The organism is Pseudomonas sp. Hz4 (genome assembly GCF_054898165.1).
Genome location: NZ_CM142719.1, coordinates 3,879,531 through 3,904,220 on the forward strand (window position 1 = coordinate 3,879,531; position 24,690 = coordinate 3,904,220).

A 24,690-nucleotide genomic window follows, 5' to 3' on the forward strand; every position below is an offset into this window, starting at 1 on the left:
AATTTTGCGTCTGCTGATCCTTTGATCGGGTATTGGTTTACGCCGCAGCACAGCACGAGGAACAAGGGATGTTCGCGCCGGCCAATCAGACTCACTTTGCCCTGACTATCGAAGGTCTGGATAACGATCTCCAGGTGCTTGCCCTGCAAGGTCGGGAAGCCATCAGCCAGCCTTTTGTGTTTGAGGTGGAGCTGGTCAGTGAACAGCCGTCCCTGGACCTCGAGACCCTGCTGCACAAACCGGCCTTTTTGCAGCTCTCGCCTGATGGCAGCGGCATCCACGGCCAGATCTATCGCGCCGCCCAGGGTGATTCCGGCAAACGCCTGACCCGCTACGCGGTGACCCTGCGCCCGCAGCTGTCCTACCTGGCGCACCGCATCAACCAACGCATCTTCCAGAACCTCAGCGTGCCGAAAATCGTCGGCATGGTCCTCGAAGAGCACGGCATCCAAAGCAACGCCTACGAATTCAAAATCGGGGCGATTTATCCGGAGCGCATTTACTGCGTTCAGTACGATGAATCGGACCTGCAGTTCATCCAGCGCCTGTGCGAGGAAGAAGGTATCCACTACCACTTCCAGCACAGCGCCACCGCCCACAAACTGGTGTTCGGCGATGACCAGACGGTGTTCCCGAAACTCGCGCCCGTGGCCTACCAGCAAGACTCCGGCATGGTCGCCAACGACCCAGTGATCAAGCGCTTCGACCTGCGCCTGGAAACCCGCACCAGCCGCACCACCCGCCGCGACTACGACTTCGAAAAACCACACCTGACGCTGGAAAGCGAAAACCGCGGCGACGCCCTGCCCGACCTCGAAGACTACGACTACCCCGGCCGTTTCATTGACCGCGAACGCGGCAAGCACCTGGCCAAACGCGCTCTCGAGCGTCATCGCAGCGACTTCCAGCTGGTCGAAGGCAAAAGCGATCAGCCGTTGCTGGTCAGCGGCCATTTCCTGGCCCTGACCCAACACCCTAAGCCTAAATGGAACGACCTGTGGCTGCTGACCGAAATCCTCCACGAAGGCAAACAGCCGCAAGTGCTGGAAGAGTCGGTCACTAGCAGCACAACGAACCAGAAAGACGATTTCCACCAGGGCTACCGCAACCGCTTCCAGGCCACCCCGTGGGACGTGCCGAACCGCCCGCCGCTGAACCACCCCAAACCACGGATCCTCGGCAGCCAGAGCGCCGTCGTCACCGGGCCCAAGGGTGAAGAGATCCACTGCGACCAGTACGGCCGCGTCAAAGTGCAATTCCACTGGGACCGCGAAGGCCAGGCCGACGACAAGACCAGCTGCTGGCTGCGCGTCTCCTCCGCCTGGGCCGGCGCCCACTACGGTGGCATCGCCATCCCGCGAATCGGCATGGAAGTGCTCGTCACTTTCCTCGAAGGCGACCCCGACCAGCCGCTGATCAGCGGATGCCTTTATCACAAGGAAAACGTCGTCCCGTACGCCCTGCCGGCGAACAAGACCCGCAGCACCTTCAAAACCCTGAGTTCTCCGGGCGGCGGCGGTTTCAACGAACTGCGCATCGAAGACAAGAAAGGCCAGGAACAGATCTTCCTCCACGCCCAGCGCGACTGGGACGAAAACGTCGAACACGACCAAAAAATCCGCGTCGGCAACGAACGCCACGACACCGTCGAGCAAAACAGTTATAGCGAATTCAAGGCCGAAGAACACCACACCGTCTACGCCGACCGCAGAGTCGAAACCCGCGCCAACGACCACCTGACCGTGGGCGTCAACCAGCACATCAAGGTCGGCACCGGCCAGTTCATCGAAGCCGGCCAGGAAATCCACCTGAGCAGCGGCATGAAAGTCGTGATCGAAGCCGGCAGCGAACTCACCCTCAAGGGCGGCGGCAGCTTCATCAAAATCGACGGCAGCGGCGTCACCCTGAGCGGCCCGGTGATCAACATGAACTCCGGCGGCAGCCCCGGCAACGGCACTGGCGCAGCACCACTGATGCCCGGCGCACTGAAACAGGCCGACGCCGACAAGGCCGGCGCGGTCCTGACCCCGGCGCAGATCAATACACTGAAACGCAACGCGCCATTCTGTGAAGAGTGCGAGAAATGCAAGGCAGGTGCTTGTGCGATCTGATCTTTTGACCCCGCAGGATTGGCTGGCGGAACGGCCGTTGCAGGCTGATGAACGTCTCTATTTGATTGTCAGTGCGGCCAGCGATGCCGCGCCACTGAAGGCCTTCTACCAGCAGGAGATGGCGCCTGAACTGATCCCGATCTGGAGCGGCACGCCGTACGCCGATTGGCAACCAGTGATGCCCTACCTCGCCGAGCTGAAACCCAGCTCCGGTTTCCTTCAGTGGATTGCTGAAACCGACGCTCAGGATTGGGGCTGGCTGGCGGTGTCCACCAGCACCCCGGACGTGGTGTTCAAGCACCTTCGCAGTTTGACTCAGGTGTTCATGCCTGACGGAACCGAGGTGTTTTTTCGGTTCTGGGATGGGCGACACATCTTCCCGATTCTTGAAGGATTGGGTGCTGGCGCGGGAGAAGTGTTGCCGGTGTTTGACCGCTACCTGATCAATGGCCAGAAACTGGAAGTGGGACCCAGGGGAGTGCCACCGGCCAAGGCCTGGCCGTGGTGGGAGGTGCCGCTGAAGTTAGTCGACACGCTGGCGGAAAAAGACCACACCACCGTCGTCGACAACCTGATGCAGTGGCTGGGAGAGGATTGCCCGGAACTGTTCTTCGCTTTCCCCGAAAGTAATCTGCGCCACAAGGTCGAGCGCTTCGTGCGTCAACAATCCAATACAGAAGATATGGCAGAGCGTCTCGCTGCTGAGCTGACAAAGGAAGTCACGTCATGATTGATCCCATCGGTAAATTGGTCCTTCAAGTCCTGGACGCCAAGACGCCTGACGTGAGTGTCATTCTCAAGGATTTCAATAATTGCCTGAGCGACTACAAGACCTGGGCCGACAGCTTCTGGACTGGCTGGGCAATGGATGTCGACCAGAAGTTCAAGGTGGGCAACGAAGTCAGCGTCACTGAACGCAAGACCAAGACGGGACCGGTTGAAACCTACGCCACTTGCCCGTTGCTGGGAGATTTCACGCTGATCCATATGTTTGAAAGCGCGCGGTATGTGCCCATTGGCAATACGCCGGTCAAGCTCGAACCTGTCAAAAAAACGAGGTTCGGATACGACGTCGTCGGTCCTGTGATTCCTGCGACCATCGGTCCGAGCGGTATTGAAGTCATCAAAGGCTGCAAGCCGGGTCAGATGTACCGCATTACTTTTTTCCCGAACATTTCTAAAAGCAACGTCAAGTCGCTGTATGCCTCGTACCAGGGTGTTATCGGCAATCTTGACGGCTGGTTGAAAAGCGAGTGGACGGGCAAGTTCCAGCCGCAATGGGCGAGCTACACGACAGCTGAACGGGCGGGGCGCTCGGTTATTTTGGTGAAGTCAGCGCTTGATAGCCTCAAGAAAGCGCTTTTAGGTCTATGGGATGACATCAAAAGCCTGTTCGAGCTATTAGCCGATCCCCTCAAATATGCTAAAAAACTTGCCCAGTACCTGAATGAAGACGAGGTAAAGAAACTCTATTCAGCGTCGAAAGAGGCCATCGCTACCGGGCTGCTGATTCTCAGCGATGAGCCGTTGATGTTCATCTATCTCTCGGCGATTGTCGCGTGGGTCGGCATGTTGCCGCCGCAAGTCTGTGTGGAAGTGATTACCGCCATCAGCAGTGCCTTCCTGATCAACGTTGTGCTGGGGATCTGTCTTACTGGCGGCGTCGGGCTAGCGGTTCGTGTCGGCACTCAAACCCTGGCCAAAGTCAAATCCGGCACAGCGGTCAAAATGCTGGAAGAGCTCGCCGAAAAACTCTTGGCGGTGAGTAAGGGACATGCTTTGAAGGCTCACGGTGAAACCGTGAAACCTCTTGTCGCCAGTGCGCAAGGCGTACCGATGAATACCGCCAAAAAGGCCGCGTTGAAAATCGAACAAGCGACTGCGGCAACCGCCAAAGGTCCGGTACCGATCACCAGTGACACGCCCATTCTGCTGGAAAAAAACGCCTCCGTATTTGCCCGTAAAAAATCCGAAAAACACTACGTTCTCGAGCCAAAGGAGAAGGTCAGCGATGCTCCGGCTCAGTCCAAAACACCTGACGATAAAAGCGCCACCTGCGCCAAGAAAACCTGCACCAACCATTGCCCGGTTTCCATGGTTACCGGTGAAGAGCTACTGACGTTGACCGATGGTCAGCTCGAAGGGCTACTACCTTTCGAGTGGACTCGCCTTTACCGCACCAGCGCTGCGGAAATTGATTGCGGCCTCGGTTACGGCTGGAGCCATGCACTTGCCCAGCGGGTAGACATCAAGGACGACGAGGTGGTCTGGACCGACCACGAAAACCGTATCACCACGTTCCCATTACCGAGTGTGCAGCGTCCGGCGATCACCAACAGCCTGTCGGAAGCAGCGATTTTTCTTGGTGACGATCCGTCCGAACTGATCCTCACCCAAGCCGGCGAACGCACCCAGTTCTACCACTTCCGCTACAACAGCAAAAGCGCAACGCTGATCGCCATCAGCGACAACTACGGCAATCGCCTCCACATCACCCGTGACATTCACGGGCGAATCAAACGCGTCGATAACGGTGCCGGTCGTGCCCTTCTCGTGCGATACGACCGCATGCACATCGTCGCCATCGACTACCAGCAGTTCATCCCGGCTGACAATCTGGAAGACGCCTGGAGCACCATCCAGACCCTGGTCACCTACAGTTACGACGCCCAACACCGCCTGATCGAAGCCAAAAACGCCGCCGGCGAAGCCGAGCGTTATGCCTACAACGACCAGAACGTCATTCTTGAGCGGCAACTCGCCGGCGGCGCCAGTTTCTACTGGGAATGGGAAAAAGAAGGTAAATCGGCGCGATGCATCCATCACTGGGCTAGCTTCTCGCAGATGGACGCGCATTACGCCTGGGATGACAAAGGCAGCGTCACGGTTACCAATGCTGACGGCAGCGAAGAGGTCTACACCCACGACGATAAGGCGCGACTAGTCGCCAAAGTTGATCCGGACGGTGCGGAACATCTCAAGGCCTACGACGACAAGGGCCGCCTGATCGCTGAGAAAGATCCACTAGGCGCTATCACCGAATACCAATACAACGAAGCAGGCCGACTGGTTGCTGTCATTCCACCGGAAGACACCCCGATCTCCTACGAGTATTACCACGGCTACGTCCGTGTGGTGAATCGTGGCCCGGCGAAATGGATATATTGGCGGAACGACCAAGGCGATATCACTGAACAAATCGACCCGGAGGGCAATTCAACCCTCTACAACTATGACCGCCAGGGCCGTCTTCTAGAAATCCGTCATCCGGATGGCAGTCGTCATCAACTGGGCTGGAACAATCTCGGTCAACTGCTCGAAGAACAGTCGCCCGATGGTGGCCGGCGCAAGTACCGCTACGACGCGTTGGGCCGGCAGATCACCCGTCAGGACGAAAGCGGCGCAATCACCCAATACCAATGGGATGCTGCCAACCGGCTCGCGCAAATCACCCTGCCCGGTGGCGCTACGCGCGCGTTCACTTACAACCCATACGGCCGAGTCACTGCCGAACGCGATGAACTGGGTCGCGTCACCCGCTACGAATATGCCGATAACCTGCATCTTGTCAGCCGTCGCATCAACCCGGATGGCAGCCAGCTGCGCTATCGCTACGACAATTCTCGCCTGTTGCTCAGCGAGATCGAAAATGAACGTGGCGAGCACTACCACCTCGATTACTACCCTAACGGCCTCATCCAGCAGGAAACCGGCTTCGACGGTCGACGGACCGCCTACGAGTACGACCTTAACGGTCAGTTACTAAAGAAAACCGAGTTCGGTGATGACGGCAGTGAGCTGATTACCGAATACCAGCGCGACGCCGCTGGCCGCTTGCTGGTGAAAACCCTGGCCGATGGCGAGGAAATTCACTACAGCTACGACGCCCTCGGGCGCCTGGTGAACGTTGATGACGGCCACTGGCCGCTAGCCTACGAATACGATCTGCAAGACCGCCTGATCACCGAGCACCAAGGTTGGGGAACCCTGCGTTACGAGTACGACCAGCTCGGCCAAGTGAGCCACTGTCGCTTACCCGACGGTAGCAAACTCGACTATCGCCACCAACGAGGCGGACAACTGAGCAGCATCGACCTCAACGGTTCACGCCTGACCACCCACCAGTTCAGCGCCGGTCGTGAACAGCAGCGCCAACAAGGTCTGTTGCTTAGTCAATATCAGTACGACGAACAAGGCCGCCTGCAAGCTCACAGCGTTAGCCAGCAAGATCGAAACCTGTTCCAGCGTCGCTACGCTTACGATGCCAACGGTAACCTCGCTGGCATCAATGACAGCCAAAAAGGCAATCGCAGCTACCTTTACGACCCGCTCGACCGCTTGATCAACGTTCGCGGCATCACCCCGGAAAGCTTTGCCCACGACCCAGCGGGCAACCTTCTCGGCCAAGGCGACCAACTAACCGCGAACCTGGCCAATGTCAAAGACAACCGTCTGTTGATGCAGGGCGACCGACACTACGACTACGACGCCTACGGCAATCAGATTCGCGAACGCCGAGGCACCGGGCAAAAGCTTGTCACCGAATACCGTTACGACTGCCAACATCGCCTCATCGGTGTCAGCCTCCCCGGTGGCAACATCGCAAGCTACAAATATGACGCCTTCGGCCGCCGTATCGCCAAAACCGTCGATTGCCACACCACGGAATTCCTGTGGCAAGGCGAACGCCTCATCGCCGAAAGCGCCCACAACCGTTATCGCAGCTACATCTACGAACCGGGCTCCTTCCGCCCCTTGGCGATGCTCGACGGCGAAGGCCCACTCAAAGCCGAGCCGTTCTACTACCAACTCGACCACCTTGGCACTCCGCAGGAACTCACCGACTACAGCGGCGAGATCATGTGGTCGGCGAAATACCGTGCCTACGGCAACCTAGCCAGCCTTGATGTGACGGAAATTGATAACCCGCTGCGCTTCCAGGGCCAGTACTTCGATGCTGAGACGGGCTTACATTACAATCGGAATCGCTACTACAATCCTGGCACTGGGCGGTATCTGACGCCAGATCCGATCAAGCTTGCAGGCGGGTTGAACAACTACCAGTACGTGCCTAACCCTACGGGGTGGGTGGATCCATTGGGGTTGGATAACTGTCCGGGAGCGGATGGGTGTAAGCCTCCATCAAGACTTGAGTCTCCTGAAACTGGCGCTAAGGTAAATGAAGGTGCACCGGATGCCCCGGGGCCTGAAAGCGGTAAGAATCCAAAGTTCTTTAAAAAAGAGACAACATGGAAAGCCCGAGGCAAAGGAACTGGTAATGAATATAAGGTCTTCCAGCAAGACATTGACTGGGACATGGAAGTAGGAGGAAAGTCAAATTATCAACGAGCTAAGGAAGGTGGGTCTCCGTTTGTGATGAAAGACGGTGTGCCGGAGCAATTGCAACTTCACCACTCTAGACAAAATGGTAAAGGCCCCCTCTTCGAACTGAGCCGAAAGACTCACCTTCAGACGAAGAAAGACAAGGGAGGCAAAGCAATTCACCCTTATGGAAGAAATAAAAACCCTGACGCACCTGTAGACAGAGAGCTATTTGACAAAGAGGTTCCTCAATATTGGAGGGATCGTGCAGCCGAGGTAAAAAAATGATACCCAAAGACTTAGTTAGCCTGATAGAAAAGCAGCCAGACAGCATACATAGAACCGACAAGGACTTGGCTATAAGCGCCCTTGAAAAACTAGGAGTCTCTCCAGACAGCGAGTTCGGTAGTATTTATATAAATTACCTACCTGCTAATTTTAAGAGCTCTGTATCTGATGAGTACATTTGTGACGTATCCGAGCCTACAGAGCAGATCTTGATGGGTACCGAGTTCATTCACGACATGTGGGAGCTACCAGAAAATTACATAGGCTTCACCTCCTTGCAAGGTGAGGGAGGTTACTTGCTGGACAAAAATAGTGGTGGCGTTTGGGACTTCGACTTAGCTCAGCAAGAAGACTTCGTATCTGGCCTGATTCCTCCAAAATGGAGTGGATTTTTTGAGTTTATCAGGTGGTACCTTTCGCCAGCAGAATAAAGAAAATAGGACAGGTGTATTTTATATACACTCACGAAAATAACCCCGTTCCCTTTTTGCTTGCTGAATGGGAATGCATCTAGACAAGGTTCGGAAATTGCCCCGTCGAAACGATAGGCTCCCATAAACTTGCACGCTCCCACCGTCTCCAAGAAAAGGGGGAGCAGATTTATTAACTGTGCGGGAGCCGTATATGAAATTCGACTGAAATTCTTTCGGGATTGATCCAGCATCCTCAGTTGATTGCCATACGATTTCCCAAGTACAAAAACTACTTGGAGTAGCTTTCCAAAATTCATTTTTGGATCTAGTCAAATACTCTGATGAAGCCATGCCGGAAATATCTTAGAAACAAAGGGGACAGATTTGAATGGCACTTACTTAGCTGCTAACCACTTGAGCTGAATGTAGTGGTCAACTAATCCCGGACACGACGTTAAGTTTTTCTTCGGCCCGAGCTGGCGCCAGCCCACCGTTGAATTGATGGGGCCGAATCCAGTTGTACCGATGCATCAAGAAATGGCTGATATCGCGTTGGGCTTCTTGAGCAGCTCTGTAACCCGTGGTCGGTATCCATTCAGTTTTCAAGCTGCGGAACACGCGTTCCATCGGCGCGTTGTCCCAGCAATTCCCCCGACGACTCATGCTCTGACGCATGCGATAACGCCACAGTCGCTGGCGAAATAAACGACTCGCATACTGCGACCCTTGATCCGAGTGAAACAGCAGGCCCTGAGGCCTTCCCCGTTGTTCGTAAGCCATATCCAGCGCCTTGATAACCAGCTCGGCATCCGGCTTTTCCGATAGCGCCCAGCCCACCACCCGGCGCGCGCAAAGATCCATCACGACAGCCAGATAGTGCCATTTCCCCTGAGCCCAAATGTAGGTGATGTCGCCGCACCACACCTGGTTGGGTGCCGAGACATCGAACTCCCGATTCAAGATGTTCGGGATATCCAACCGTTCAACCGTCGCTCGTTTATAGGCATGAGAACCTGGCCGTTTGCTGACGAGGTCAAGCTCACGCATCAAGCTGCGCACTTTGAACCGACCGAGTTGCTCACCATCGTCACGCATCAACGAGAGGATGCTACGGCTGCCGGCAGCACTGCGACTTTGTGAAAACAACTCGCTCACCCGGCTGCGCAACCGAAGTCGTTCGACATCCGGCGTTCGGCGCTTTAGGCGGTGGGCGTAGTAACTTGAGCGGTTGATTTCAAACACTTGGCACAGCCAATCAACCGGCTCGTGGACACTCAGCTGATTGATCAGCGCGTACGCTCGTGATCTTCCGACATCAAGAGCGCGGTAGCCTTTTTTAATATCGATTTTTCCCGTTCAAGACGGGCGATCCGGGCTTCCAGCTCCTGGATTTTCTGCTGCTCCGGTGTCAGCGCTTTGCTCTGCGGGGTAACGCCTTTGCGCTCCTGCTGAACCTGGTCGACCCAACGGCGTAGTGCCGACTCGCCGACGCCGAGTGAACGGCTGGCTTCGATGTAGCTGTAGTTTTGCTTGAGCACGAGTTCGGCAGCCTCGCGTTTGAATTCAGCAGAAAAGGAACGGCGTTGTTTGGTCATCTGACACCTCGATCTGGCGAGCATTCTCGCCTAAATGGGTGTCCGGTTTCATTAGACCACTACAAAGCAACCCAATGCCTGATCTGGCTTTCTGATACCCACCCAGCTCCACAGCCCCGCAAAGTCCGCAGTTACTACGTGATCGAGGAAAAGGATCGTGTACCGCAGCAGCCCCATAGCCCTGATTGGCCCAAGTTGATCGGCTACTGCTACGACGATGCGTACTTCTTGTTTTTTGAAGGCAAGGGACATGGACTGGGTGGGACAGCAGTGCCGGCTTGCGAAGCGAAAAGACCTGAGTGGTTGGCGATATTCGCGGCATTAGACGTGGAGTGGTTTCTGGGCTTTATAGAAACGGCGGGATTCACTTCCGAAGAGGTATTTGTCCTGACGTTAAGCGCGAAAATTGGCTCGCTCAGCGTCGTCGATATTAAATGAGGACTGTACGTAAATAATCATCCAGTCAAAGCCTATGTCACCCAGGCTGATGGCGGTTACGTCCGATTAAAGCTACTTGATACGGAGTTGAAAAGTACGTTGCTCGACCTCGGTTTTTCCCAAGAAACTAACGTTGACGAGTACAAAATTTCAAGTTCGGATGATGACATCAAGGCCGATATTTTTGCCAAACTGCGAACCTTGGATATTTGCTTTGCTCATGGACGTGAGTGGTGCCCTGCTGAAGTTTTTAAACACCTCAGAGATATCGGGCTGCTGAGCGGTGGATTCAGAGTGATCATCTGGACCGATCCCGGCCGTTACGTGGTGAGGGACGAAAAATAATTATTGAAGTTGCCTCAACGGCTGACAATCAAGCAAACATTGAAGGCTCAGCAGTTTTTGCCGGCGCTACGTTCATAATTGCGTCGGTATCAGGCATTGCTACCCACCCTTCGTCAGGAAAGGGATCGAAGCTGTGGTTCGACCGCTCAACCACGACCAACGGTGAGTGAATCGCCATCCAGTGAATCAGGTTGCTCAGTTGGCAGATCCCGCCACCGATGCCGCTGCGGGCTTCACCAAATGACACCTCCATGCCTTCGACATAGCCGCGTTTGCGGGTGGGTCGACCCACGAGGCGGCAAAATGAAAAATACTCGCCAGGGCCGATGACGACGACGTCGATCGAAGCAACGGCCAGTTTCAGGTTGACGATTTTGTTGTGGTGCAGGGCAAGATCGGAGTTGCCGAGTTTGCGGATCAGTTTGGAGGTGTGCTTGAGGTAACGAAATGGCAAGCGGAGACGGTGTTCAGCGAAACAGAGAGCACCGGGTGGTAGAGGGAGAGTTTCATCCGTGTCAGAACGGCGGCAGCCGTTTTCTTCCTTGATCTGCAAAATGCCGCGCATCTTAGCGTATTGCTGCAAGTGCGTATCGCACGTCGAGAAGGTGTTCGCCCAGTGTAATGGCCTGGCAATCCATGCACTGGTAAAGAGCCCTGACACTGGGCGAACGGGAAGTATATTAATTGAAGTTTTCGAATATGTCCGCGTATATGAACATGAAATTTATCGAAACAACATTGATTAAATGTCGGCCCAAATACTATTTTAATAAACGACTTAAACTAACCGACCCACCGTTAAAATTGATTATTCTTGTACAAAAACTTGTACAAGAACAATCAATTTATATAGAGCCAATACTCAACTTTCGTGCTGACGGGTCACTTTTAATATATCGGTGTAGATCACCACAACGCTCTGCCCTACTTTCAGATCGTTCGAATTATTCTGAACTTCAGGTTTTTCAACGTTGACGGTTTTTGAACTGAACCGCCGGGAAGAGCGCTGAACCCCAGTCCAGCGCCCTCTGTGCAGATAAGCAAAGGCGCTGATCAGGGGGTTTTTGCGGTTTCCTGTGCGGTGGATTCGCCGCTGTCGGTCCCCTTGCCACTTTCCTTGCGGCGGGTCGGATCGGTCGGACGCAGGGCGTCGTTGTCACGCTCGACTTCACCCGGTGGCCGAGGTTCGTCAGGGTGTTCAGTGGGGATTTTCGGTTTCATGTGGGTTCTCCTTCAAGCGTCGGGATCGTCAACCTCATGAGCAACGTTCACGGCAGGCGAGTCTTTATGGGATTGATCGGCCTTGGCCTTCAAGGCTTGCCACTGTTCCAGGTCGATGGCGCCTTGCCCCAGCAAGTCATCGGCCACCCGCAGCAGTTCGGTGTAATGGGCGTCGGGGGACTGCTGCCAGTATGCCTTGTCTTCGAACAGGCGCTGCCATGAGGCAAGGTCAGGTGGTTTGAGGTCGTCGCTCATGGCGGGCTCCTGAGTACCGGTGTCTTAACTTAGGAGGCTGTCGCCCAACCGAGAGTTCCGACTCAATACCCGGTCATTTCCAGATACCCCTGCCCACCGTGGCTGCCGCTCAATTGCACCGGCCCTTCCCAATAGGGAATGCGCAATGCCATCCACGCATTCGGGTTGAGGGCATTGATTGTGACGTCGAGGTGTTTGTCGGGGATTTTGATCGACCAGCGCACCGGCATCGAACGTCCGGCGACTTTGGCGGTGTCTTGCGGTGTGAGGCTGATGTCGGCGGCGTTCAGCAACTGCGTCTGGCCCTGAACGTCGACCCAGGTGCCGGTGAGATAAGGCGCGCCGTCCTTGTGCCGCATGCGGTAGAGCATCACCTGTTCGCCGCTGTCCAGGTGCAGGGAAAACCAATCCCAGCCAGTCTGGTTGGCGGTCAGGGGTTGGCTGCTCCACTCACGGTCGAGCCAGGCCGGACCGCTGACTTGATACGTTTTGCCGTCGATTTCCAGCGTGCCACTGGCCTGAAAAAACGGCTGGCTGTAGTAGTACGACGCCTGCCCTTGTTCGGATTTCTGACTGAAGCCTTTGTCTCCCTGAAGCACCAAAGGACGTGTGGAGGTCAGCCGCAGTTGATAGCCAAAATCCTTGTCCCGGGCGCTGAGTTGAAGATCCGCCAGAGGATCGGAACCCTGACTGCTGAAACGCCAATCATCGATCCACGCGTTGAACGGCGCGAGACTTACCCCAGCCTGACCCACGCCACCACGGGCATAGCGCTCAGCGGCGTGATGCACCGTCGCCGAGGTCACGGCCGCGTGGCCAAGCCAGATAATTTGATTGCTCCAGCCAGACTGCTCGGGCGTAGCTTTCAAGGCGCTGCGAAACAACGTCCACTGCGCGCCAAACTCGCGACCCTGATCGTCCTTGAGGTTGGCGGTGACGTACCACCATTCAATGCGAAAACCGTCATGAGGACCGTGATCCGCCGGAAAGCTGAACACGCGACCGGGCACCACCGGCGTAAACGCGGTGGCTTGATGACCCAGACCCGCGAAGCCTTTCTCTACAGGCGCCGAGTTATCGCACCCGCCCAACAAAGCCAATAGCAACACGCCGAGCTTAATTTTCATGAGCAAAGGACCTCAACAGATCCGCCGGTTGCGAGCGATGCAGCGAGTACAGCGGCCACGCCGACGCCAGTAACGTCGCCAGCAGCGCCAACCCCATCAACTGCAACAACTGCATCGGAAACACCCGCAGCGGCAAGCGCCAGCCGAAGGCCTGGACATTGATCACCGTGTCCAGGCACCACGCCAGTGCGATCCCCAACGGTAACGCCAGCACCAGGGTCAGCACCGCCAGCAACCAGGTCTGCCCGAGATTGAGCAGCATCAATTGCCGGCGAGTCACGCCGAGCGCCCACAGGGGGGCGAGTTGTCCGAGGCGGCTCTGACTTTGGGTCAACAGGCTGATGAACAGCGCCACGCCCGCCACGCAGAGGGTCAGGCTGTTGAGCGCGGCGGTCGCGGAAAAGGTGCGTTCGAACACTTGCGTGGACCAACCCTTGAGCCGGGCCTGGTCGACGATGCGGCTGTCCTCCAAAGAAAAGCGTGTTTGCAGCGTGGTCAGGAACGCAGGGATCAACGGCGGGTCGATGCGCAGGTTGAAACGGCTCGGGGTCAGCTGCGGCCAGCCGCGCAGCAGATGGTTGACGTTGACCAGGATGTGGCCCTTGGGATTGCCGTAATCGGCGTAGATGCCGACGATCCGTGGCGACCAGACGCCGTTCGGTGTGGGAATCGTCAATTGATCGCCCAGGCGCACCTTGAGCCGACGGGCCAATTGTTCGCTGATCATCACAGCATCGTCCTTGGCCAGTCGGTCCCAAGGGTTGTCGCCCAAGCCTTCCAACAGTGGCCAATGCTGGCGATACGTCGGGTGATCAATCACGCCGAAGACCTCCGCCGGCCAGCCTTGCAACTGGATCGACACTTGCCAGTTGGGCAGCACTGCCGTGAGCTCAGGTTGCTGCTTGAGCCAGGTTTGCAGCTCTCTGGCCTGGGCCGGATTTCGCGGATTTACGTACAGTTCGGCGGTCAAGCGTTGTTCGAGCCAATCGCTGAAGGTCTGGCGAAAACCGGCCGTCATGCTGCCCGCACCAATGTTCGCCGCCAGTGCCAACAACAGCGCCATCAGCGCCAGGCTCAGGGCCGGCAGTTGCTCACGGCAGTCGGCAAGAAACCATTGGCCGAGCACCGAGCGACTGCGTTGCAGCACCAGGTTCAACACAATGTTGAGCACCACCGGCAACGCCAGTGCGGCGCCGATCAACAGTGCCGCCATCAGCACGAAGCCACTGCTCAGGCTGTCGCCAAAGATCAATGCCAGCAGCGCGACCACCGCGGCAATCACGGCGACCCAACCCTGGCGCCGCAACCAGCGCGCGTGAGCCTGATGCCAGGCTTGTGGATCGGCCAGTGCCAGCAAAGGCAGACGCGCAGCCCGCAACAAACTGTTGGCACCGGCCAACAACGCACCGAACAGGCTCAGGCCGACGCCGCTGAGCCACCACCACGGACTGAGGTTCAACTGCCCCGCCACTTCGGCACCGTACAACCCGCGCAGACTGGCGGCGACGTCCGGCAACAGCACGCTGGCCAGCAGGTAGCCGCTGGCGACCCCGGCCAGTCCGCCGATCAACGCCAAGCCACCCAGTTCAACGGCCAGACAGGTAATGAGCAATCGCGCACTGACGCCACAGGCACGCAGGGTTCTGAGCAAGCCACGGCGTTGTTCCAGCGCCAGGCCGATCGCGGCGTGGACGATGAACAGGCCGACCACGAATGACAGAAAACCCAGAGCATCGAGGTTCAAGTGAAAACTCTCGGTCAGGCGCGACAAATTGTTCTCTTCGTCGCTGGTCTTGAACTGCAGTTGTCCCTTGAATTGATCAGGCAGGGTCGCGGTGAAACCCTTCGGCAGCAACAGGCGCGACAGCTGATCCGGCAGGCCGAGAATCTGCTGGGCGAAGCCGATGTCCACCAGCAACACACCCGGAGCCATATCGGACTGGGCATACAGCGGCGGCAAGCTCTGGCCACTCGAACTCACCGGGCGTTCGCCCTCGTGCAGACCCAGTGCCTGCAACGTCTGCGGCGCAATCCAGGTACTGCCCGGCGGGCTGAAAAACTCGACAATCTGCTCAATCGCCAACGCCTGCCCGGCCACTGCGGAACCCGCGGGCAGCGACACCGGCTCGATCCCCATCAGCTGCAAGCGCTGATCGTCATGGCCCTTGAGCGTCACTCGACCTTGCAGGACCGGCGACACCGGCCAACCCGCACGGCGCAGGTCGACAAACACTTGCTGGGAAAAGGTCGCGCCGCTGGGCGCACTGAGGCTGGCCTGGGGTTCGCCGCCGATCAACTGACTGGCCCGGGCATAACTTTCACGCGCCTGACTGTTCAGCGCCTGCACGCCGGTTAGCAGGCTGGTGGCGAGCCAGAGCCCGGTCAGCACACTGAAAAACTGCACCGGATGCTGCCGCCAATGACTGAGCAGCGCCCGCAGCGTTTCGCGAAAGACCCGCACCTCAGCGCTCGTCCGCGCCAGCCAGACGGCCACCGTGGAGCACTACTTTTTCTGCCAGCCGCGCGGCAACCCGTGGGCTGTGAGTGACCATTAATAAAGTGGTGGGACTGTCGTCGAGCAACTCCAGTAATAGCTTCAAGACCTCATCGCTGGTGGCTTCATCGAGGCTGCCAGTGGGTTCGTCGGCCAGCAGCAGTTTTGGCTGTGACGCCAGGGCCCGGCCCAAAGCGACCCGTTGCTGCTGGCCGCCGGACAGCTGTTCCGGATAACGCCGCAGCAAATCCCCCAATCCCAGACGTTGCACCAGATGCGCCTGCCAACGCGGATCATGCCGCCCCGCCAGTCGCGCCTGGAATGCCAGATTGTCCTCCACGCGCAAACTGCCGATCAGGTTGAACTGCTGAAACACCAGACCGATTTCGGTCCGTCGCCAGTTCGCCAGTTGCCCTTCGCTCATCTGCTCCAGCCGATGTTCGCCGCTGCGGATGCTGCCGCGATCGACCTTGTCCAGCCCGGCAATCAGGTGCAGCAAAGTGCTTTTGCCACTGCCCGACTCACCCATCAACGCCAGGCTGCTGCCGGGTTTCAAGGTGAGGTCGACACCTTGCAGAACCGGTAATGGGCCCTGAGGAGTGGCGTAGCTTTTGAAGACGCCTTGGACCGTAAGCATGGGGAAAACCGTTCGATGTGCGTGGAGCAAGGATAGCGGACGGCAGCGGCACCGCGTTATCGACGCAGGCGATGCGGTTTTAGATCTTCACCGCCACCCACGTAAAACACAACGGCAACTGCGCCGTTTGCCGTTCATACCGATCATAGAGTTCCTCGCGGTTGGAATGCGGGTACTCCTTGAAGTGGCTGATCTGCAATCCGGCGTCGATCGCCCCCGTGAAGATGGCGCCCAGGGTGTGGACAAACCAGTAGGACAAAGGCGCCTGCTGGTCGACTTTGCCTTCGTAGACGATCGGCTGATCCTGCACGAAGGGTTCACTGCGAAAATACGAGCTGTCCGGCCGATACGGATCGGCTGACTCGGGGTCGAACATTTCCAGGAAAGGGTGGGTTTCGTACACCACCAGGCTGCCACCGGGCTTGAGGGTTTGTACGACATGGCGCAAGAATTCGGCGATGTCCGGCATCCAGTTCAACACGCCAATGGTGATCAGCGCCACGTCGAAACGGCTGTGTAGCTCAAGCGGCAGATGATGAATATCCGCCTCGATGAACTCAGGCGCATGGGGCGAGCGTGACGCCAGCTCGCGCGCCTGATCGAGGAAGGCCTCGGACTGGTCGACGCCCACGACGCGGTGGGCCCCCAACGCAAACAACGAGATACTTTCACGCCCGTTGTTGCAGCCCAATTGGACGACGTCCTTGCCGTCGACACCCACGTGTTCCAGCAAACCTCGGAGGGTGTCGTCCAGGCAGCAAAAATCCCCATCACCAACAGCTGTCAAACGGGCCTGCCATTCGGGGGTGTCTTTATGGTGTGGGGCGGAGTCATTCCAGGCATCGCGGTTGCTGGCGATGGCTTTTTCTTTTGTCGGCATTTCCATTGCGCGCTCCAGACTGGGGTCTTGATTGACCGGCACGAGTCTAGGTCAGGGTTTCGAAAAACCCAATCGAGTCTTTGTTCACATCTTGTAATCCGGGCATCGCGAACGCGCGCTCGTACGGCAGCTATAGTTAATGACCTTGGGGAAATGCGGGAAAAACCGATTTCGCAGGTGTCACCATGAAAAAAACCGATTTGACGCTACTGTTCGCCCTCTGCCTGACCGCCACAACCGGGGCTCACGCGGACGACAGCCTGCCCCCCACTAGCGATTACAGCAGTGAGTTCAACTATTACGGGGCCGACCAACCCTTTGCTCACCCCGTGCCTCCGTCCCTGAGCGCGGTGCCCCCCGGATCCTACATCCCGACCGCCCCCCAGGATTTCATCCCCATTTCGAGCCAGCATGAGTTCTACGACTCAAGATTGCCGACGGTAGCGGATGCCACTGTGCGCGTGTTCATCCGCTCTTACGATCAGGTACGCGGTGTCTACGTGAACGAAGAAGTCCTCGACCCCACGTGCCTGCTCGCGTGCCTCAGCCGTCAGGGAACAGTGATGCAATAGGCCTACCACTGGCGTCTGTCCGGGCGCGCGAGGCCGAGTTTTTCGATCCGGTAACGCAGCATGTCGCGGCTCAGGCCCAGCAGTCGTGCGGACTTGGTGACGTTCCAGTCGGTCTTGTCGAGCATCTTGCGCACCATGTCGCGCTCCACTTCCGGCAGGTTCATGGACTCGGTGCCGTTGTAGCCCGGACGCGGCTCGCTGTGTTGCGGTTCTTGTTGAAACATCAGCGGCTCATCCACCAGGCTCAGGCACACATTCAACTGATGCGCGGCGATGGTGTCGCTCTGGGCCAGCAGCACGGTTTGCTCAAGCATGTTGCGCAACTCGCGCACATTGCCCGGCCAGCTGTAACTGAGCATCAACGCTTCGGCCTGGTCGCTGAAATGCAGGTTCGGTTTGCCATAACGTTTGCCGTGGATCGCCAGGAAGTGCCGGGCCAGCAACAGGATGTCTTCCCCACGGGCATACAGGCGCGGCACCTTGATCGAGATGATCCGCAAACGGAAGAACAGGTCGCGACGGAACTTGCCCTGCTGGACCATTTGTTCGAGGTTGCAGTTGGTGGCGCTGATCACCCGCAAATCGACCTTGCGCTCCTTCACCGAGCCAACCCGGCGGATGGTCCGGTCCTCCAGCAGTTTCAGCAATTTGGCTTGCAGCAACAGGTCCATCTCGCCGACTTCATCGAGAAACAGCGTTCCGCCATCGGCCGCTTCCACCAGCCCGACGCGGCGGTCCTTGGCGTCGGTGAAGGCGCCTTTCTCATGGCCGAACAGTTCCGACTCCACCAGATTGGAAGGAATAGAGGCGCAGTTGAATTCGATGAACGGGCCTTTGGCACGCGGGCCATCGAAGTGCAGCGCCCGGGCCACCAGCTCCTTGCCGGTGCCGGTCTCGCCTTCTACCAACACCGGCGGCAGATCGGTATTGGCCATGCGCCGTTCGGCGTCGAGTAGCTGGCCAATGGTGCTTTTGAGGTACTGCATCGGTGCCGATTCGCCAATCAATGCCTGCACCCCTGACTTCTGCGCTTCGCGCTCCTGATAGAACGACAGCGTGCGTTCCATTCGGTCGGTGGCCAGCGCCTTGTCCAGCAGCAGCTTGAGCTCCGGCAAGGCCACCGGTTTGGTGACGTAATGGAAAGCGCCCTCTTTCATCGCCACCACGGCGTCTTCGACATTGCCGTATCCGGTCATCATGATCACTTTCAGATCCGGCGCGCTGATGCGCAGCTTCTGGATCAGGTCGTGGCCGCTCATGCCCGGCAGCGAGTTATCGGTCAGCACCACGTCAGGGACGAAAGTGCCCAATTGCTTCAGTGCATCCTCAGCCGAGTGGCAAACCGTCACCTCGAAGTCCTTGCGCTCCAGGTAAGTCTGAATATTCTCGGCGAGGAGTTCGTCATCCTCGACCAGCAGAATGCTGTGCTCCATATTCCCCTCCCGTTGCCACTTTAAAATTGAGACAGACGCGGGTTCCTTCCTGCTCTTGGCTGGTCAGTTCGACCGAGCCTTCGAAACGCTCCATTATTCTTTTGACCAGGGCCAGGCCCACGCCCAACCCTCCTTGTTTGGTGGTGAAAAACGGCTTGAAGGCCATTTGTTGTTGCTGTGGGTTCATGCCCTTGCCGGTATCGCTCAGGGTCATGCGCACCATCCCGGGCTGCGGCGTTTCAATATCGATACTCAGCACGCCGCCCGTGGGCATGGCTTCCAGGGCATTGGAAAACAAGCTATTAAGAATTTGCGTGAGCAGCACCTGTTGGCTGACGACCGGCGGACAACTGCGAGGCGTGAAACGCATGTCGACGTTGGAGCGTTTGATCAGCGCGTCGAACGCACTCAGCGTGTCTTCGATGACCAGCACCAGGTCTACCGTTTCGTAGTCGTCGTTCATGGGTCGCAATGACACCAGCAACTCCCGAACCCAGCGCGACATGCGATCGACCTGACTGATGATGTCGCCGATGTTCTTCTGCGCATTCTGGCTGGCGATTTCCTGAGCCAGTTCGGCGCTGGAACGAATGTTGGCCAACGGATTACGCAAGCTGTGAGCCACTGCCGAGGACATTTCCCCCAGCGCGACAAAGGTTTCATTGTTGATCAGTTGTTTTTGCTGGCTCTGCAGCAGCATTGCCGCACGTCGCACAATCCAGAACAACCCGAGGTAGATGGCCAGACCGCCAAGCAAGGTTGCCAGCCAGATCGACCTGAAACCGCGCTGGATACGTTCCACCAGGTCCGCGGGCTCCTTGTAGATCTCCACCATGGCGATCACTTTGCTCTTGTCGGCATTGAACATCGGGATGTAGTTCTCGATGAACAGGTATGCAGGCTCACGAAGCAGCCTTTGCTCGGGACGCTCCTCATCGATTTCGTGGTAGCTGGTGGACACCGGTTCCTTCATTTCGAAAGAGTCGTCCAGTTCTTGGTCACCTTCGATACGCACGCCAATCAGCTCCGGATTGGTCGACCAGACCACGGTGCGATCCAGGGCGTACACCGTGGCCAACAGAATGTCCGGCAGATGCTCCACATGATCGAGAAACTCGACGCGCGAAGCTGCGCGAGAGGCTGGGCTCACGTCGGGATAGGCGTTGTCCTGGCGTGGGTCGAGCATTTCACCCATGGTTCTGTTCGGGGCAATCGCGGCATGGCGGATTTCGGCATCACCGATGGCCTGGACGAACTGCGCGGTCAGCATCGAATCGCGCTCGATGCTCTCCTCGACCACGAAGCGCGTGGAAATGTAGCCCAACCCCAGCGCCACGGCGGCGATGATGAAAAAGCTGCCCAGGGAAAACCAGCGCAGCAAATTGAACTGTCCTCGCCAGCCCTTGGCTACTGCTGCCGACGTCACCGACGCAGGTATTTTTTGTTGTCCTGGTATCTGCATAGGACCTTCCCGGATGCCCTGCACCAAGCCTTTTCAGCCGTGGTTCGGATCAGTGTAGGTGGCATTGATCGAGACTGACGGCGCCGATGATAGTATTTCGCCGCTATTGCGTTTGCGCTGCCTGTAGCGGTTGCTGACGATCGGTTTCTTCTTGCAAAAATCCCATAATTGACTGCGCAGCGTTTTCATCCAGACGCAGGTTGGGCATGGGGATTTTGTCGAAACGTTCAAACAGTTCCATCGCGATCGGGTCTTTTTCCGCCAGCATGCGGTCCGGCTCGCGAATCCAGCGACTCAGCCATGCCGGATCACGCTGGCGAGTGACGCCGATCAGGTCCGGGCCGATGCTGCGCATGCCGATGCCCTGCCCGTCCATCGGGCCCAGGCTGTGGCACGATGCGCAACGGGTGCGAAACAACTCTTCGCCGTTGCTCGGCGGACGGATCTCGGGCGCATCGGCATAACTTTCTTCAATGCTGGGCTGTTTCCAGTTCTGCAGCGTGTTGGCCAACTGATCGGCCAGAATCCACGGATTTTCGAAAGGTGAAGCTTTCATCCACCGGCCCGTGGTCTGGTTGCCGACGATCAGGCTCAGGTTGTGGTCCTTGCTGCGGCCGTTGTCGACGCCTTCGATGAACAGCCCGAGTTTTTTGCGCAGGTCGGTGACGGCCTCGAATTCCCCGGTGAGAAACTGCCAGCCCGGCCCGACCTTGAAGCGCTGCGCGTAGGCTTTGAGCACTTGCGGTGTATCGCTCAACGGGTCGATGCTGATCGAGTAGAAAAAGATGTCTTGGCCGACCCGGTCCCCCAGCAACTGTTGCACCTGGCGCAGGCGCGCGGTTTCCAGCGGACAGGAGTCGCTGCACGTGGTGAAGATGAAATTGATCACCACCACTTTGTTCTTGATCAGGTCATCGAAAAAACGCACCTGCCGACCGTCCTGATCGGTCAGCAAAGTGTTGGGGAAGTAATCGCCGCCCCAGGGTGTCGCCGATTCCGTCGGCGACGGTGTACTTTCATGAGCGAGCAGCGCCCAAGCGGCCAGCCCACAGGTGACCAGCAGCAACATCAGGTACATGCCCAGGGCGCGGGAGCGCGGCGTACGTGATGTCATGTCGGCTCCCCTGCGGTTCATGGTGTGACCTCTGCTTTAGTCCCGTAGCCGTCGCCGGTGCGGAAGGTTGGCAGCGCAGCGGAGTTCACGTAGCGCACACCATCCCAGCTCGGCAACGGCGTCGGCATCAACTGCAGTTGCCCCGGTTTCTCAATGTCCCACCGCAGCAACATGGAGTTGTCCTCATGTTGCGTGTTGTGGCAGTGCTCCATGTAGGTGCCGGCGAATTCGCGAAACTGGATCGCAATCTCGACATTGTCCGTACCATCCTTTTCCGAACCGACGCGATACACGTCCTTACGTGCCCATTTTTCCCATTCCGGTGGTGGCTTGCCGCCACGGCTGAGGATGATCCCTTCCTCAAAGTGCACGTGCACCGGGTGGCCCCAGCCCGTGTCATTGCCCTTGATGTGCCACACCTCCAGCGTGCCGAAACCCGTGACGCCGGCGTCGGTCGGACCGCTGGCCAGTTTGGTCGAGACGTTCAGGCGGCGCGGGTCCATGCGAAACCCGAAACCGCCGTCGGTCTTGACCGTCCAGGGCGCTTCATCGGTGCCATCGGAACGGCCGAAGGTAAAGGTGCGGTGGCGGGCTTTGGCGAGCAGCGCCTTGTCGGCAGCATTGTCGTGGTGAATCTTCAGCGGGATCATCATCAGGCCTTCAGCCTTGCCCGGTTTGGCCGGTTCATAAGCGGCCGGGTCCATGGCCAAGTCCTGACCGGTGTAGGCCTTGACGTTCAATTGCAAGACCTTGCCCACTGCCGGGTCGCCCCCGTCCCACATGGGTCCCTTGCTGGTTTGCTTGAGGATCGCCTTGTACTTTTCGGACAGCACGTCACCCAGGGAGACGGGTTCTTCCGGACCCTTGCCGTCTTCGTGCACCAGCAGGTTGACGAAGAACAGCTTGTCGCCCGGCTTGATCCCGTTTTTCGAGAAGTTAACGAGGATGTCGTGACGCTCGGCGATGCCCAGGGTTGGCAAAATCGCGTTGTGGTTCTGTTTATCACCGTCGGCATCCAGGTCCATGCTGCCGTCGAACGGCACGCTGTGCTCCATGATATTGCCGTCGTTGGCAATCATGTGGAACGGCACCCGGGCATACGACACGCCCGACCCGGCAGGCCCTTGAAACTCGCCGCTGGTGCCCTTGATCTCGCGCACCAGCGCCATTTTGAAGTAGCGCGACACGGAACCATTGAGTATGCGCAAGCGATAGCTGCGGGCGCGCACGTCCAGGGTCGGTTTCCATTTCCAGTTGACCAGCACTTGGTCACCGAGGAAGCCTGCAGTGTTGAAGGGGTTGAACCACAGTTGACCGTTCTTATCCCACGCCTTGTCGGCAAACATCAGGTTGACGTCGTAGTCGCGGTTACCCCAGGGCAAGGCGCTGCCGCTGGGGAGGCGCAGGTTGACGCCGTCATTCACCGATTCATTGCCGCGGTCGAGGGCGCTGTAGTAGTTCATCATCGCCGCGTTGCCCTTGTAGACGTTCTGCGCGGTGAAATCGAGCATGTGGTCGTGGAACCAGTGGGTGCTCATGGTTTCGCGCCAGTCGCCGCGGACCTTGATCATGCCGTTGTCGCAGGTCTTGCGGCCGGGGGTAAGGTCGTTGGTCCACAGGGTTTCGCCCGGTGAGCACGGAAATGCTGCACGCGGGTCCTCAGCCTTAGTGTTGATGCTGTCATAGCCGGCCAACTGGATCGGCCAGCGATAGTCATAAAATTGCCCAGGGAAGAAAAACGCGTTGGCATAGCCGTCGCTTTCCGCCGGTACGTGACCGTTGTGTTCGTGGGTGGTGATGGTGTGCAGGCCAAATCCCATGTTTGCCGACGGGTCGATCGGCAAGCCATTGTAATGGCGCATCAACATCGGTTGTCCGTACCGAACCATGAGCAATTTGGGCGGCAAGGTGCCGTCGAAGGTCCATACCGAGTTGTGTTTCTGCACCGGCATTTTCGGGTGAAAACGCGGTTCAACGCCTTTGGAGGTGCCTGCGGTCGCCGGCACGCCCGCCACATTGTAATAGAGGCCACTGGGGCCAAACTCGCCCAAGGCATAGCGGTGCATCTGACGACTGTCACGCAAGCCGGTATTCACCCGTGCGCCGGTCTGCACGGTCTTATAGGCCACCTGCGGGTAAAACTCGTTCCAGCGCTGGTGCGACCAGCCTTTTCCTGGCGGACGGCCTTCCGCCGACGAGCCGATACGGCGGTTGAGGAAAAATTCAATCTGCTTCTGCCAAGGGTTGCGGTCGACCACGTTGGAGTAATGGCTGGGGAACGGAGTCAAGCCTGGTTGACGCAAGAACGCGTCGAGCGCCGCACTCGGTGGGGCGCTACGAGCGGCGCTGGTGGGATCTTGTTGCGGCAGCGGGCCGATGGCGGCGGGTGGAAACGGCAACAGTGCCGCCGGTGTCGTGGGGTCGAGTTTTTCCAGACCGAATTCTTCGAACAGCGCCATTTGCTGAGTGAACGGCAGCGCACCGTACAGTGGGCTGGGTTTCCCGTTACTAGGGTAATTGAAACTGGTCTGCAGCGCTGGCGGCAGGATGTTTTCCTGGAGCGGGGTTTTTCGGGTGCCTTTGACGCCACCCGGCAAATCGAAGGAATCCAGGTTAGCCGGGGGCATGGTCAAAATAGCGTTCAAGGCACCTGCTTTGTCAGCCGGTTCTTCGTAATACGCCGAGGGGTCGGACGGTTCGGGCTGTCGCTCATCGTCGATCGGGCTGGCCTGTAGAGTCGCTGTGCCCAGCGTCATAGACAGAAGGACGCTTACACGCGTCAGGTCGAACCATTTGAAGGGATACCGCGCTTTTCTGTCCATTACCAGCCGCCTCAAAGTCGTGAAGGGGTAATGGGGCTTGTGCAAGGACCTCGCCAGATTTGTAACGGTTTTTTACGAAAGCATTAAGACCAACAAAACAATGGCTTATCAACATCAATTTGCCATAATCGGGGAAACGACTGGGGAATGACACCCGCTAA

The 24,690-nt window shown here is 57.7% G+C and carries 18 protein-coding genes and 1 pseudogene; 7 read left to right on the top strand and 12 right to left on the bottom strand.

All coding sequences use genetic code 11. From position 1 onward, the window contains the following. Nucleotides 1-68: 68 nt before the first annotated feature. Genes ACYZTR_RS17690 through ACYZTR_RS17705 form a run of 4 tightly spaced genes read left to right on the top strand, consistent with a single transcriptional unit; the run spans nt 69 to nt 8,152 of the window. A complete protein-coding gene (locus ACYZTR_RS17690) occupies nt 69-2,111 on the top strand; it encodes a type VI secretion system Vgr family protein (protein ID WP_461972908.1) in 2,043 nt (680 codons plus the stop codon). Then, on the top strand, nt 2,101-2,841 hold the full coding sequence (locus ACYZTR_RS17695) for a DUF4123 domain-containing protein (protein WP_461972910.1): 741 nt from the start codon (nt 2,101-2,103) through the stop codon (nt 2,839-2,841). Before ACYZTR_RS17690 ends, ACYZTR_RS17695 begins: the two co-directional genes overlap by 11 nt. Further along, nucleotides 2,838-7,721: an RHS repeat-associated core domain-containing protein gene (locus ACYZTR_RS17700; protein WP_461972912.1), complete on the top strand. Its 4,884-nt coding sequence runs from the start codon at nt 2,838-2,840 to the stop codon at nt 7,719-7,721. The genes ACYZTR_RS17695 and ACYZTR_RS17700 overlap by 4 nt, the downstream gene beginning before the upstream one ends. Beyond that, nucleotides 7,718-8,152: an SMI1/KNR4 family protein gene (locus tag ACYZTR_RS17705; protein WP_461972914.1), complete on the top strand. Its 435-nt coding sequence runs from the start codon at nt 7,718-7,720 to the stop codon at nt 8,150-8,152. Before ACYZTR_RS17700 ends, ACYZTR_RS17705 begins: the two co-directional genes overlap by 4 nt. Before the next feature lie 414 nt (nt 8,153-8,566). On the opposite strand, the gene ACYZTR_RS17710 is transcribed toward ACYZTR_RS17705, so the two are convergent. After that, nucleotides 8,567-9,729 (bottom strand): IS3 family transposase gene (locus ACYZTR_RS17710; protein ID WP_461972916.1). Its coding sequence is split into 2 segments (ribosomal slippage): nt 8,567-9,474 and nt 9,474-9,729, totalling 1,164 coding nucleotides; the frame shifts between segments, so codons are not numbered across the junction. Here ACYZTR_RS17710 and ACYZTR_RS17715 point away from each other — a divergent pair. Together ACYZTR_RS17715 and ACYZTR_RS17720 are read left to right on the top strand one after the other, a co-directional pair. After that, on the top strand, nt 9,718-10,167 hold the full coding sequence (locus tag ACYZTR_RS17715; protein WP_461972918.1) for a hypothetical protein: 450 nt from the start codon (nt 9,718-9,720) through the stop codon (nt 10,165-10,167). The genes ACYZTR_RS17710 and ACYZTR_RS17715 overlap by 12 nt on opposite strands. An 87-nt stretch (nt 10,168-10,254) precedes the next feature. Continuing rightward, entirely contained in the window at nt 10,255-10,512 is a 258-nt protein-coding gene (locus ACYZTR_RS17720) for a hypothetical protein (RefSeq protein WP_449645910.1), read from the top strand. 106 nt (nt 10,513-10,618) lie between these two features. Here the strand turns inward: ACYZTR_RS17720 and ACYZTR_RS17725 are convergent. From ACYZTR_RS17725 to ACYZTR_RS17755, 7 genes and pseudogenes are all read right to left on the bottom strand, one after another. After that, a pseudogene (locus tag ACYZTR_RS17725) lies at nt 10,619-10,969 on the bottom strand (VanW family protein); the annotation flags it as partial. 596 nt (nt 10,970-11,565) lie between these two features. Then, nucleotides 11,566-11,733 carry a hypothetical protein gene (locus ACYZTR_RS17730; RefSeq protein ID WP_461972920.1) on the bottom strand — a complete coding sequence of 56 codons (168 nt, stop codon included), beginning with the start codon at nt 11,731-11,733 and terminating at the stop codon, nt 11,566-11,568. A gap of 12 nt (nt 11,734-11,745) precedes the next feature. Further along, nucleotides 11,746-11,988, bottom strand: coding sequence for a hypothetical protein (locus tag ACYZTR_RS17735; RefSeq protein WP_461972922.1), 243 nt, complete (start codon nt 11,986-11,988; stop codon nt 11,746-11,748). A gap of 62 nt (nt 11,989-12,050) precedes the next feature. Then, nucleotides 12,051-13,115 (bottom strand): lipocalin-like domain-containing protein, encoded by a 1,065-nt coding sequence (locus ACYZTR_RS17740; protein ID WP_461972924.1) that lies wholly within the window; start codon nt 13,113-13,115, stop codon nt 12,051-12,053. After that, nucleotides 13,105-15,576 (bottom strand): FtsX-like permease family protein, encoded by a 2,472-nt coding sequence (locus tag ACYZTR_RS17745; protein WP_461972926.1) that lies wholly within the window; start codon nt 15,574-15,576, stop codon nt 13,105-13,107. The genes ACYZTR_RS17740 and ACYZTR_RS17745 overlap by 11 nt, the downstream gene beginning before the upstream one ends. 1 nt (nt 15,577) lies before the next feature. Beyond that, nucleotides 15,578-16,246 (bottom strand): ABC transporter ATP-binding protein, encoded by a 669-nt coding sequence (locus ACYZTR_RS17750; protein ID WP_461972928.1) that lies wholly within the window; start codon nt 16,244-16,246, stop codon nt 15,578-15,580. Between the two features lie 79 nt (nt 16,247-16,325). Beyond that, nucleotides 16,326-17,132, bottom strand: coding sequence for a class I SAM-dependent methyltransferase (locus ACYZTR_RS17755; RefSeq protein ID WP_461972930.1), 807 nt, complete (start codon nt 17,130-17,132; stop codon nt 16,326-16,328). A gap of 179 nt (nt 17,133-17,311) precedes the next feature. On the opposite strand from ACYZTR_RS17755, the gene ACYZTR_RS17760 reads away from it, so the two are divergent. After that, the gene (locus ACYZTR_RS17760; RefSeq protein ID WP_461972932.1) at nt 17,312-17,698 is read left to right on the top strand and encodes a hypothetical protein; all 387 of its coding nucleotides are present in this window, start codon (nt 17,312-17,314) and stop codon (nt 17,696-17,698) included. A gap of 2 nt (nt 17,699-17,700) precedes the next feature. On the opposite strand, the gene ACYZTR_RS17765 is transcribed toward ACYZTR_RS17760, so the two are convergent. From ACYZTR_RS17765 to ACYZTR_RS17780, 4 genes are all read right to left on the bottom strand, one after another. Next, entirely contained in the window at nt 17,701-19,131 is a 1,431-nt protein-coding gene (locus ACYZTR_RS17765; protein ID WP_449645920.1) for a sigma-54-dependent transcriptional regulator, read from the bottom strand. Beyond that, on the bottom strand, nt 19,100-20,593 hold the full coding sequence (locus ACYZTR_RS17770; protein ID WP_461972934.1) for a sensor histidine kinase: 1,494 nt from the start codon (nt 20,591-20,593) through the stop codon (nt 19,100-19,102). The genes ACYZTR_RS17765 and ACYZTR_RS17770 overlap by 32 nt, the downstream gene beginning before the upstream one ends. Nucleotides 20,594-20,696: 103 nt before the next feature. Beyond that, complete coding sequence (locus ACYZTR_RS17775) at nt 20,697-21,707, bottom strand: SCO family protein (RefSeq protein WP_461972936.1); 1,011 nt, start codon at nt 21,705-21,707, stop codon at nt 20,697-20,699. Between the two features lie 17 nt (nt 21,708-21,724). Continuing rightward, on the bottom strand, nt 21,725-24,529 hold the full coding sequence (locus ACYZTR_RS17780; protein WP_461972938.1) for a multicopper oxidase domain-containing protein: 2,805 nt from the start codon (nt 24,527-24,529) through the stop codon (nt 21,725-21,727). Nucleotides 24,530-24,690 lie beyond the last annotated feature (161 nt).